Raw genomic sequence first — 11,814 nt, forward strand, 5'->3', positions numbered from 1 at the left:
GGCATGGCAAAGGTTTAACCGGTTATTGCGACTTGACGCCGCAATAATACAACCCCGAAGCGTTGGCCTGGCCCACCCTTGCGCAAGTGACGGACGCCGGTATGTCCAGCGGCATGCTGGCCTGGCGTCGAACCAGATAAAAGTCCTGGGACAGTGGCGGCTGTTGCAGTTGTTTGGTGTGGCGGGCCCAGCCAGCACTGTAGAACTCCGCCGAATAGGAGCGCGTCCCCAGATAGATCAGGTCGCCGGGGGCGGCGGGTTGTTGCGCCTTCCACAAGGCAACCATGTCTTTCTGGTTTTGTGGGCGATCGGACAGCTGGCCGCTGATGATGATCAGGCAGCCGGTGATCGGCAGTGCCAGTGCCACGGCGGCGATGACGATTGCGCGTATTTTCTGGCAGATGACATCGGCCAGCAGTAGCGCCCAGGCCGGCAGCGCAGGCAGTACGTAGGTCCAGAGAATGTTGGTGGACAGGGTGAAGAACAGCGGTGTTGAAAGCGCCCACGCCAGTATGAAGATGAAGTATTCGCGCTGGCCTTGCAGGGTGGAACGCTCCTTCACCAGCAACGGCAGGAACAATGCCCAAGGTAAAAGCCCGCCCAGCAGATGCAGCCATATCATCGCCAAGGGCTGGGCATGAGCGCTGCCGTAGAGGTCGCCCTGCCAGTTGCTGATGACGTAGCGGCTGAAGTGTTCGCCGACGATGAAGTATTTCAGGAACCCCGGTGTCTTTTGTTCCGCCAGCCAATACCAAGGCAGCGCCACGGCAAGCATCAACGCGATGCCTGGTAACCATGGCAGGCTGAGCAGCCGGCGCCAGTGGCCAGTGAGGGCCAGCCACAGGGCTGCTGGCAGCGTAATCAGGACCAGCGCCAATGGGCCCTTCGCGAGCAGGCCGAGGCCCAGCCCAAAAAAACCGACCAGCGCCCAGCCCCGGTCCGCGTGTACCAGCCCGCGCCACAACCCCACGTGGGCGAGCAAAAGGGCGAAGGCCAGTGCGCTGTCAGTCAAGACCGCGCCGCTGGCAAGGAACCCTAGGGAGCATGTCGAATAGATAATCGCCGCTGTCAGCCCGACCTGAAGGCTGCGTTCCCGGCTGGCGAAATGCACGATGAGCAGGCAGCTGGCGACATGCATCAACCAGCTGGAGAAACGGCTGGCGAACTCGTTGATGCCGAACACCTGCATGCTCAACGCCTGTAGCCAGAATGACAGCGGCGGTTTGCCCCAGAATGGCACGCCATGATCGAACATCGGTGTGATCCAGTCATTGGAGGCCAGCATCTTGCGGGCAATTTCCGCATAGCGGGCTTCCGACGTGTCCATGAGCGGATACAGTCCCAATGTACCCAGGCGCACCAGCAGGACGGTCAACAAAATGCCCCAGAGCAAACGGATGGATGCGGAACGGTTCATGCCGATAGCCTTTATAAAGGGGTTCCAGGGTGATTGCGTTTATGCAGCGCGTTGGGCCTGGGGCTCACCACCTTCAGTACCCGGCCGACGTACTCGCCGATCACGGCAGTGCCCAGGCATAGCAGCAGGATCGATTGCACCAGCAAATGCTCATGAGTCAGTTCGCCGAAGCTCGCCGCTGCGGCGACCCACAGCGAGCCGAACACAAAGCTTGTGGCACTCAGGTAGCTGTACATCCGCAATGGGCGCGTAGAGAAGGCCAGAATCGAATCTGCGCACAGGTCCAGCAATGACAACGTGGTCCATTTGGTCCTGCCGGCCTGGCGCGCTGTGCGGTCGTAGTTCACTTCGGTACTCGGGTAGCCGAGCCAGCTGACCAGCAATTTCAACACGCCGGCGTTGTCGTCCATGGCGCGGATCGCTGCCCGCGCGTTGGGCCCGATCAGCCTGAAATCGCTAACTTGCTGTGGCACCTCGAAGTCGTCGATCAGTTGATCCATGGTCGCGTAGTAAAGCCGCGCAGCCATACGTTTTGCCCAGGAATCACAGCGCCGTGAGCGGCGTTGCATGTTTACGATCTCGTAGCCTTTGAGCCATTCCTGCACCATCAGTGGGATCAGTTCGGGCGGGTCCTGCAAGTCACCGTCCATGATGATCACGGCGCCACCTTCCACGGCATTGATGCCCGCGCGCATGGCGGCTTCCTTGCCGAAGTTACGGCTCAAGTGCAGGCTCTTGACCCGTGGGTCCTGGGAAAATTGATCGATCATCGCGGCAGTCCGGTCTTGGCTGCCGTCATTGATATAAAGCACTTCAGTGGGGACTTTCAGTCGGTCGACGATTGCCATCAGTCGTGAGTGAAGTTCGGCTATTACGCATTGTTCGTTAAAGCAAGGGACCAGTATTGTAAGTTGTGTATCCGGTATGGGATCACTGGAAAGGCTTGCGATGGAGGTCATGTTTGAATACCCAGAAGTGGTTGATCGTAAAGCCCTGAAGGGTAACGGCGGCGGTTGCCAGCACTTGTGCAAGCAGGGGGGGAATACCCCAGAAGACCAGTAAGTTGACCATTAAGGTGTTGGTTAAAACCTGGCCGGTGGCCGTCATAAAAAAACGCAATTTGTTACAGGAACGTTGTGCAAATACCCAAAGCCTGGACAGGCAAAAGGCGACCAAAGCCCCCGTAGACGCAGCAACAAACGTCGATGGCGTCGGCGCAAGCCACGTTAATAAACAGACAAACACCGCGTAATGAACCAACGTCGCGATGGCGCCTGCGCTCAAGTAACGGATGAACAAACTCAGTATTCTTTGCATTGCCAGACTGTATAAGATGAAGCGTGAATCAAATGTCACGTTGTGAAATGGTATTTGTTGTGGGTTTTTAATTGTTTGCTGAAGGAAATGTCTTAAATGTTTGTGCGAATTGGGAGTTTGTCTTTATGGAAATATTACTGGTGGAAGATGATCACGCATTGGCAGGTTCGTTGGGGGATTATCTCGGCGAGTTTGGTTACGAAGTGGACTTCGCGCGTGATGGGCGAAGTTGCCTGGAGCGTGTCCGCCAGCATGAATACGACCTGATTGTGATGGACGTCGCCATGCCCCGTATGAGCGGTTTTGACACTTGCCGCCAATTGCGCCGGGAGCAGAATGAAACGCCTGTCCTGTTCCTGACCGCCCGCGATGCGCTCCCTGATAAGGAGGAGGGTTATGAAGCCGGCGGTGACGATTACTTGATCAAGCCGTTCGAGCCTCAAGAGTTGATCTGGCGCATCCGTGCGCTGATGCGCCGTGTGGCGCCGCGCAAACCGCGAAGCCCCCGGCAATTGGGCGACCTGGTCATCGACCCGGCCTCTCAATCGCTGCGCCACAACGGTACCGTCAAGGTGTTGCCCGCCCTTCAGTTCAGCCTGTTGAACCTATTGGCCGATGTGGCGCCGGAGCCGGTCAGCCGAGGCAAGCTTGAAGCCGCACTGTGGCCCGCCGGCGATCCGCCGGACAGTGATGCGCTACGCACCTACATTTACCGGCTGAGGCAAACCCTGGGCAAACCTTACGGCAATGATCTGATCCGGACCGTCCACGGGAAAGGGTACCGCCTTGCTATTCCCCACTGACTCATTCTTCACGCGAATCCTCTACACCCTGCTGCCGTTCATGGCATTGATCACCGGGTTCTATAGCCTGCTGATCTGGCTCGCAGTCGCCGTCACCGAGGATTACATCGTCGAGAGCTACCTGAACCTGGAGGCCGAGGCGTTTCAGGGCAAACACGCCCAGTTGGGACGTGCCGCGCCAATGCCCAATGCGATCTACCTGAAAGGCTATTGGTCGACGGACCCTACATTGCCTTTGGTTGCCCTGAACCTGCCACCGGGGCACCACGAACTTGCGAAAGGGGATGTGCACGTATTGGTGAGTGCCGTTAGCGGCGAGTCCACCTTGCTGGTCTTGTTACTGGATGAATCCAAGCTCAGCCAGACTGAAGGCTACCGCACGCAGATTTTCGGACTGTTGTGTGCGGTCGCGGGCTTGATCCTGATCCTTGGCGCAATCCTGGCCATCGCCATTGCCCGGGCCATCGCCCAGCCAGTGAGCCTGTTGGCGGGGGAAGTCGCGGATGCAGGGCCTGGGCCCTCCCGGTTCAGCGGTTTTGATCGACCGGATGAGATCGGCACCTTGAGCCGCACGCTGTCCTCACTGGTGGCTCAGCAACATCGCACGTTGCTGCGCGAGAAGGCGTTTACCCGGCACGTCAGCCATGAGTTGCGCACGCCTTTGAGTATCTTGAACAACTGCCTGGCGATCCTACGCCTGCCAGGCTGCAACGCGGAAAAATCTGCGCGTAGCCTGTTGCGCATGGAAGGTGCCCTGGCCGGGATGAAAATGACGATCGAGCTGTTTTTGTCCCTGGCCCGTGAACCGCGCCAATTGCCCCATGAGCCGATTGACCTGGCCGTGGTCGTCGCCGAACAGATCGAGAAATTCCAGCAGCTTTACCCCCATGCCGCGAGTGCGCGGGTGTTTGCCGGTGCGCCGACGATCATCCAGGCCAACGAGGCGATCGCCCGCAGCATGGTGCAGAACCTGCTGGGTAACGCTGTTCAGCACGGCGCCGGGAAAATCCGCGTGGTCCTCACGGAGCAGCATCTGGTCATCCTGAATAACCGTGTGGAGCAGCTAGCGTCGCCGGGCTTCGGCTTTGGCCTGGAAATCGTCTCGCGCGCCTGCATCCATGCCGGCTGGCAGCTGGAAACCCGGCGCACGCTGCATACCTTCCGGGCTCACGTCAGGTTTACTTGAGATTGCCGCTGAGGAACTGCTGCAACCGTTCGCTCTTCGGATTGCCCAGCACATCGTCCGGCGAGCCTTGTTCCTCCACCAGGCCTTGGTGCAGGAACAACACCTGGCTCGACACCTTGCGCGCAAAGCTCATTTCGTGGGTCACCATGATCATGGTGCGGCCTTCCTCGGCCAACCCCTGGATCACCTTCAACACTTCGCCCACCAGTTCCGGGTCGAGGGCCGAGGTGGGTTCGTCGAACAGCATCACCTCTGGCTCCATGGCCAAGGCGCGCGCGATGGCGACGCGTTGCTGCTGGCCGCCGGAAAGGAACGCCGGGTACTGATCCGCCACGCGTGCCGGTAAGCCCACCTTGTCCAAGTAACGACGGGCACGGTCCTCGGCCTCCTGCTTGCTGCAACCCAGCACCCGGCGCGGGGCCATGGTGATGTTCTCCAGCACGCTCATGTGGCTCCACAGGTTGAAGTGCTGGAACACCATCGCCAGGCGCGTACGCAGGCGCTGCAATTCGGCGTCGTCGGCCACGCGCATGCCATGGCGGTCGCTGACCATGCGGATCGGCTGGCCGTCGAGGGTCATGGCGCCGTCGTTGGGGGTTTCCAGGAAGTTGATGCAGCGCAAAAAGGTGCTCTTGCCCGAGCCGCTGGCGCCGATCAGGCTGATCACGTCACCGGTCTTGGCCTTGAGCGAAACACCTTTGAGCACCTCATTGTCGCCATAGCTTTTATGCAGGCCTTCAACGGTCAATTTGTACATGGGGCGTGCATCCTCAAGGCGAAAGTAGATAGCCGCTGCGGTAGGCATCAAGGCCTGCGACATGGGCGATGACCATCCCGGCAGTGGCCATGCGGCGCAGCGAACGGGCGTAAAGCAGGCCGGCATTGCGACAATGCACGGGCGTCACGCGGTCGGAAATGGGGTCGATGATTTCAGCGATCAGTTGTCCCGCGTCCAGGTATTCACCGGGCAAGGCGCGGAATACCAGCAGGCCGCCCATGGGCGTCGCCACCGGCTCAACGCCTGCCAGCGGTGTGGCCGGGTAGGGCAGGTCAGGCAGTGGTGCGGCTTCCCCGGCAATGGCGCCGAAGTGAATCAGGTAATCAATGATCGCCTGGCAGTCGAGGGCGGCCAGGCCGTGGTTGACGTCGCCCTGGCCGCGCAGTTCGACGGTCACCGAAAAGCTGCCCATGGGGATCGGGAAGCGCTCGCCGAAGCGTTGCTGCAACTGCCACCACACCAGGGTGAAACACTCGTCGAAGGATTGCCCGCCGGAGTCGGTCGCCAGCAGGTTGGCCTCCGAGCCGATATAACGCGCCAACGGCTCAACCTGCGGCCAGGCCTCGGGCGTGGTGTACAGGTGCGCCACGGCTTCGAAGTCGCAATGCAGGTCCAGCACCATGTCGGCGTCACACGCCAGGCGTTGCAGCACCAAGCGCTGGGATTGCAGTTGGGTCTCAGCGCTTTGCGCAGCGAGGGCGGTCGACAGCGCGGCGCGGATCAATTCGACGTTGTGCTGGGGATCGTCCCCAAGCAGGTCCTCCACTTGATTACCCACGGTTTCACTGAGGTCGACAAACAGGCGATTGAAGTTCTGCCCGCTTTCCAGTTCGTATCGGCCCAGGGGGATATCCATCAGCACCTGTTCCAGGCCCACCGGGTTGGCGATGGGCACCAGCACAATCTCACTGCGCAGGCGACCGGCCGCCGCCAGTTCAGCCAGCCGCACCTTCAGGTGCCAAGCCACCAGCATGCCCGGCAGCTCATCGGCATGCAGCGACGACTGGATGTAGATCTTGCCTTCGGCCTGCTCCGGGCCGAAGTGAAAACTGTGAATCTGCCGTGCCGTGCCTGGCACAGGCGCGATCAGCTCATGGACCTGATGACGCATGAAAACTCCTTAATGGCTCGGCCCGAGGAAGGCCAGCCAACGACGCTCCGCCAACCGGAACAGACCCACCAGGGCAAAGGTCACGGTCAGGTAGATCAGCGCAGCGATTCCGAATGATTGAAAGGTCATGAAGGTGGCCGAGTTGGCATCCCGCGCCACTTTGAGGATGTCGGGGATCGTCGCGGTAAAGGCCACCGTGGTCGAATGCAACATCAGGATCACTTCATTGCTGTAGTACGGCAACGAACGACGCAACGCCGACGGCATGATCACGTAGGCGTATAACTTCCAGCCACTCAAGCCGTAGGCCTTGGCCGCTTCGACTTCGCCATGGGCCATGCTGCGGATCGCCCCGGCGAAAATCTCCGTGGTGTAGGCGCAGGTGTTGAGGGCAAAGGCCAGGATGGTGCAGTTCATCGCATCGCGAAAGAACGCATCCAGCAACGGTTGTTCGCGCACGGCGGCGAGGCTGTAGATGCCGGTGTAGCAGATCAACAGTTGGATATAGAGCGGCGTGCCCCGGAACAGGTAGGTGTAGAACTGCACCGGCCAACGCACCAGGCGCTTGCGTGACACGCGGGCGATGGACAACGGGATCGACACCAGAAAGCCAATGATCAACGCGGCCGTGAGCAACCACATCGTCATGGCCAGGCCGGTGATGTGCTGGCCGTCGCTATAAAGGAAGGGGCGCCAGTATTCCTGCAAGAGTTCGATCATCGCACGGCCTCCCGGGCACCAGCGGAGTAGCGACGTTCAAGGCGGCGCAGGAAGAAGTTGGACGCGCTGGTGATCAACAGGTAAATCAACGCGGCGAGTACCAAAAAGTAAAACAGCTGGTAGGTGCTCTTGCCAGCATCCTGGGCGGCTTTGACCAGGTCGGCCAGGCCGATGATCGACACCAGGGCCGTGGCCTTGAGCATCACCATCCAGTTATTGCCGATCCCAGGCAGGGCAAAGCGCATCATCTGCGGGAAGGTCACGTAGCGAAACCGCTGGCCACGCTTGAGGCCGTAGGCCGTGGCGGCTTCCAGTTGACCACGGGGCACCGCGAGGATCGCGCCGCGAAACGTCTCGGTGAAGTACGCACCGTAGATAAAACCGAGGGTGATCACTCCGGCGCTGAAGGGGTCGATCTCGATGTATTCCCACTCCATGAAATCGGTCAAACCGGTCAGCCAGGTTTGCAGGCTGTAGAAAATCAGCAGCATCAGCACCAGGTCGGGCACGCCGCGAATCAACGTGGTGTAGAGCTGGGCGGGAATGCGCAGGAAGGGCAGGCTGGAGAGTTTGGCGCTGGCGCCGAGCAGGCCCAGCAACACGCTGACGGCCAGGGACAGCACCGACAACTTGATGGTCATCCAGGTGCCTTGCAGCAACAGCGGGCCGAAACCCTTCAAGCTGAGCGCGCTCAACCCGAGGGTTTGCAATAATTCTTCGAACATAAATCAGGACCTATGGCGATAAAAAAGCGCCCCTCCAGGGAAGGGCGCTCCAGGCATTATTTGCCGCTGTACAGGTTCAGATCGCCAAAGTGCTTCTTCTGGATGGTGGCGTAGGTGCCATCATCGTGTAACGCTTTGATACCTTTATCCAAAAGCGCCTTCAGTTCAGTGTTACCTTTTTTGATACCGACGGCGGTTTTCGACGGCAGCAACGGGTCGTCGATGGCCGCGCTGACTTCATAACCGGCACCGGCCGGCGACTTCAGGAAGCCCAGTTCGGCTTGCAGCATGTCCTGCACGGACGCGTCGAGACGGCCGGAGGTCAGGTCGGCGTACACCTGGTCCTGGTTGGCGTAGGCCTTGGTGGTCACACCGGCTTTATCCAATACAGCCTTGGCGTAGGCTTCCTGGATGGTGCCTTGCTCGTAGCCCACGGACTTGCCCTTGAGGGATTCTGGCGTCGAGTAGCCCGCGCCTTTCTTGAACACCAGCGAAGTCGGGCCGGAGAACAGTTCGCTGGAGAAGTCGATGGCCTTTTCACGCACCGGAGTCACGGTCATGGATGAAATCACGCCGTCGAACTTGTTGGCCTTGAGGCCTGGAATCATGCCGTCGAAGTCACTTTCAACCCACTTGCACTTCACTTTCAGCTCGGCGCAGATCGCATTGCCCAGGTCGATATCGAAGCCGACCAGGCTGCCGTCGGCGGCCTTGGATTCGAACGGCGCGTAGGACGGATCGACACCAAAACGCAATTCCTTGTATTCCTTGGCCGTGGCTACACCTGCGGCCATGCACAGGGCCAGTGCAGAAAGGGTCAGCAATGCTTTTTTCATTATGTAATCCCTGGAAACCAAGATAAGCGCTTGTGGCGCGTTTAGGACTGTTACTGAACGGTGTCAGACGGATCACAAGTAGCAATTTCTGCACCATAGTTCCGAATGTAGTTCCGAATGGTCGTTTTAAAAGGTGGGACAAGGGAGAGCTGAGTGTAGGAGATGCCCGAAAATGGGCATCGAAAAATGAGCGCACTGTTTCAGGTCAGAAGGTCTTGCAGGGTGGCGACGTTGTCGGCCTCCTCGACTTTTTTGTCCTGCCGCCAGCGCAACATCCGTGGAAACCGCACCGCAATCCCACTCTTGTGCCGCTTGGACAAGGCAATGCCCTCGAACCCCAGTTCAAACACCATACTTGGCGTCACACTGCTGACCGGGCCGAATTTTTCCACGGTGGTCTTGCGCACAATCGCGTCGACCTTGCGCATTTCTTCGTCGGTCAGGCCGGAGTAGGCCTTGGCAAACGGCACAAGCGTGCGTTCGCTGCCGGCCGGGCCGTCCCACACGGCGAAGGTGTAGTCGCTATACAGGCTGGCGCGTCGGCCATGGCCACGCTGGGCGTAGATCAACACCGCGTCGACGCTGAACGGGTCGACCTTCCACTTCCACCACACGCCCATGTCCTTGGTGCGGCCGACGCCGTACAGGCCATCGCGTGCTTTAAGCATCATGCCTTCCACGCCGAGGCTGCGCGAGGCTTCGCGTTGTTCGGCCAGTTCTTCCCAGGTCGCGCCGGTCAACAGCGGCGACGCCCGTAATACCGGCTGGTTGCACTGGGCGATCACCTGTTCAAGCTGCGCGCGACGCTCCGCCTGGGTGTGGTTACGCCAATCGTCGCCCTGATGTTCCAGCAGGTCGTAGGCCAGCACCGCAACCGGGGCGTCCTCCAGCACTTTTTTGCTCAGGGTCTTGCGCCCAATCCGCTGTTGCAGCAGCGCGAAGGGTTGCACCGCGTCTTTCCACACCACGATTTCGCCGTCGATCACCGTGCCATCGGGTAACCCGCTTACCAGACTGTGCAGTTCGGGGAAACGCTCGGTCACCAATTCTTCCCCACGGGACCAGATCCACAGGCGGCCGTCGCGTTTCACCAGCTGCGCGCGGATGCCATCCCACTTCCATTCCACTTGCCAGTCGGCGGGGGATCCCAGCAAATCGTTGAATTGTTCCACCGGTTGCGCCAAGCCATGGGCCAGGAAAAACGGATACGGTTGCCCGCCACGTTGTGCATGTTCGTCGGGGGATTCGGCGGCGATCAGCTTTAAATAGCCTTGGGCCGTAGGACGGTTGGACAGATCGGTGTAGCCCACCAAACGCTGCGCCACGCGCTTGCTGTCCAGGTCGGCCATCGCGGCGAGGGCGCGGGTGACCAGCAGCTTGGACACGCCCACGCGAAAGCTGCCGGTGATCAATTTGATGCAGACCATCAGGCTGGGCTGATCCAGTTGCGCCCATAACGCCGGTAGGCGCTCGGCCAATTCCAACGGCGGCAGGCCACGCAACGGCAGGAGTTTTTCCTCCAGCCACACCGCCAGGCCGTCCTGCGAGGTGTAGGTGGATTCCGGCAGCAGCAGGGAAATGGTTTCCGCCAGGTCGCCCACCGATTGGTAGCTTTCTTCAAACAACCACGGCTCGATGCCCGACGCTTCGGTGGCCATGTCACGCAGCAGGCGCGTCGGCACCAGTTGCCGAGGGCGTCCGCCGGACAGGAAATACACGGCCCAGGCCGCATCTTCCGGCGCCGCGTCGCGGAAGTAGGCTTGCAACGCCGCCAGCTTGGCGTTGCTGGACGTGGTGGCGTCGAGGTTGGCGTACAACTCGGCAAAGGCCTTCATGCGCTGGCCTCTTCTTCGTCGTCACCGTATTCAGTGGTGAAGCCCTGGGCATCCAGGCCTTTTTCCCGCAGATGGCGCACCAATACGCCGACAGACCCATGGGTGACCATCACCCGCTCGGCGCCGGTTTGCTCGATGGCCCACAACAGGCCGGGCCAATCGGCGTGGTCCGACAGCACAAACCCCCGGTCCACGCCGCGCCGCCGTCGGGTGCCGCGTAGACGCATCCAGCCGCTGGCGAACGCGTCGCTGTAGTCGCCGAAGCGCTTGATCCAACTGCTGCCGCCGGCCGAAGGTGGGGCGATGATCAAGGACTGGCGCAGCAGCGGGTCGGTCTTCTTGAAGTCACCGGCGTAAAGGGTTTCGGGGATGTAGATGCCGGCCTCGCGGTACACCCGGTTCAACGGTTCGACCGCGCCATGGCTGAGGATCGGGCCGATGCTGGCGTCGATGCCATGCAGGATGCGCTGGGCCTTGCCGAAGGAATAACAGAACAACACGCTGGCCTTGCCGGCGGCGATATTCGCCTGCCACCAGTCGTTGATCCCGGCGAAGATCTGCGCCTGGGGCTGCCAGCGGTAGATCGGCAGGCCGAAGGTGGATTCGGTGATAAAGGTGTGGCAGCGCACCGGCTCGAAGGGCGCGCAGGTGCCGTCGGGTTCGACTTTGTAGTCGCCGGACGCGACCCAGACTTCGCCCCGATATTCCAGGCGCACCTGGGCCGACCCCAATACATGCCCGGCCGGATGAAAACTTAAGGTGACGCCGTGGTGCACCAGTTGCTCGCCGTAGGCCAGGGTTTGCAGGTTGATGTCCTGGCCCAGGCGTGAACGCAGAATGCCTTCGCCAGGGGCGGCGGCCAAATAGTGCTGGTTGCCGGTGCGGGCGTGGTCGCCATGGGCATGGGTGATGACCGAGCGTTCGACCGGGCGCCAGGGGTCGATGTAGAAATCTCCGGCGGGGCAGTAGAGGCCTTCGGGGCGGGCGATGACAAGGTCCATGGGCGTGCCGGGGGCGATGGGCTTATCAGGTAGGAGGCGGGCGGGCGAGCAGAAGTTCGATTAACTATTGTAGTGAGCGGGCTTG

General features: G+C 60.5%; 12 protein-coding genes. 2 read left to right on the top strand and 10 right to left on the bottom strand.

Going from position 1 to position 11,814, the window contains the following annotated elements; genetic code table 11:
• Positions 1–22: 22 nt before the first annotated feature.
• From HX812_RS09315 to HX812_RS09325, 3 genes are read right to left on the bottom strand one after another with little or no spacing between them, the layout of a single operon-like run.
• Positions 23–1,417 carry a glycosyltransferase family 39 protein gene (locus tag HX812_RS09315; RefSeq protein ID WP_038850397.1) on the bottom strand — a complete coding sequence of 465 codons (1,395 nt, stop codon included), beginning with the start codon at positions 1,415–1,417 and terminating at the stop codon, positions 23–25.
• Positions 1,418–1,428: 11 nt separating this feature from the next.
• Positions 1,429–2,376, bottom strand: a complete 948-nt coding sequence (locus HX812_RS09320; protein ID WP_050572498.1) for a glycosyltransferase family 2 protein — start codon at positions 2,374–2,376, stop codon at positions 1,429–1,431.
• Positions 2,348–2,716 (bottom strand): GtrA family protein, encoded by a 369-nt coding sequence (locus tag HX812_RS09325; protein ID WP_161630255.1) that lies wholly within the window; start codon positions 2,714–2,716, stop codon positions 2,348–2,350. Before HX812_RS09325 ends, HX812_RS09320 begins: the two co-directional genes overlap by 29 nt.
• 143 nt (positions 2,717–2,859) lie before the next feature.
• Here HX812_RS09325 and HX812_RS09330 point away from each other — a divergent pair, with 143 nt between their 5' ends.
• Entirely contained in the window at positions 2,860–3,537 is a 678-nt protein-coding gene (locus HX812_RS09330; protein WP_038850396.1) for a response regulator transcription factor, read from the top strand.
• Positions 3,521–4,723 carry a HAMP domain-containing sensor histidine kinase gene (locus HX812_RS09335; RefSeq protein ID WP_038850395.1) on the top strand — a complete coding sequence of 401 codons (1,203 nt, stop codon included), beginning with the start codon at positions 3,521–3,523 and terminating at the stop codon, positions 4,721–4,723. The genes HX812_RS09330 and HX812_RS09335 overlap by 17 nt, the downstream gene beginning before the upstream one ends.
• On the opposite strand, the gene HX812_RS09340 is transcribed toward HX812_RS09335, so the two are convergent.
• The 7 genes from HX812_RS09340 to HX812_RS09370 form a co-directional block, all read right to left on the bottom strand.
• A complete protein-coding gene (locus HX812_RS09340; protein ID WP_038850394.1) occupies positions 4,716–5,480 on the bottom strand; it encodes an ABC transporter ATP-binding protein in 765 nt (254 codons plus the stop codon). The genes HX812_RS09335 and HX812_RS09340 overlap by 8 nt on opposite strands.
• A 13-nt stretch (positions 5,481–5,493) precedes the next feature.
• On the bottom strand, positions 5,494–6,612 hold the full coding sequence (locus tag HX812_RS09345) for a succinylglutamate desuccinylase/aspartoacylase family protein (RefSeq protein WP_038850393.1): 1,119 nt from the start codon (positions 6,610–6,612) through the stop codon (positions 5,494–5,496).
• Between the two features lie 9 nt (positions 6,613–6,621).
• Positions 6,622–7,332: an ABC transporter permease gene (locus HX812_RS09350; RefSeq protein WP_038850392.1), complete on the bottom strand. Its 711-nt coding sequence runs from the start codon at positions 7,330–7,332 to the stop codon at positions 6,622–6,624.
• Positions 7,329–8,057, bottom strand: coding sequence for an ABC transporter permease (locus HX812_RS09355; RefSeq protein WP_038850391.1), 729 nt, complete (start codon positions 8,055–8,057; stop codon positions 7,329–7,331). The genes HX812_RS09350 and HX812_RS09355 overlap by 4 nt, the downstream gene beginning before the upstream one ends.
• 56 nt (positions 8,058–8,113) lie before the next feature.
• Positions 8,114–8,893 carry a transporter substrate-binding domain-containing protein gene (locus tag HX812_RS09360; RefSeq protein ID WP_033902768.1) on the bottom strand — a complete coding sequence of 260 codons (780 nt, stop codon included), beginning with the start codon at positions 8,891–8,893 and terminating at the stop codon, positions 8,114–8,116.
• Positions 8,894–9,093: 200 nt separating this feature from the next.
• Positions 9,094–10,728 (bottom strand): ATP-dependent DNA ligase, encoded by a 1,635-nt coding sequence (locus tag HX812_RS09365; protein WP_038850390.1) that lies wholly within the window; start codon positions 10,726–10,728, stop codon positions 9,094–9,096.
• Positions 10,725–11,729 carry a ligase-associated DNA damage response exonuclease gene (locus HX812_RS09370; protein ID WP_038850389.1) on the bottom strand — a complete coding sequence of 335 codons (1,005 nt, stop codon included), beginning with the start codon at positions 11,727–11,729 and terminating at the stop codon, positions 10,725–10,727. Before HX812_RS09370 ends, HX812_RS09365 begins: the two co-directional genes overlap by 4 nt.
• Between the last annotated feature and the right edge of the window lie 85 nt (positions 11,730–11,814).

Source organism: Pseudomonas sp. IPO3749 (genome assembly GCF_013386605.1).
Taxonomy (GTDB): domain Bacteria; phylum Pseudomonadota; class Gammaproteobacteria; order Pseudomonadales; family Pseudomonadaceae; genus Aquipseudomonas; species Aquipseudomonas azotoformans_A.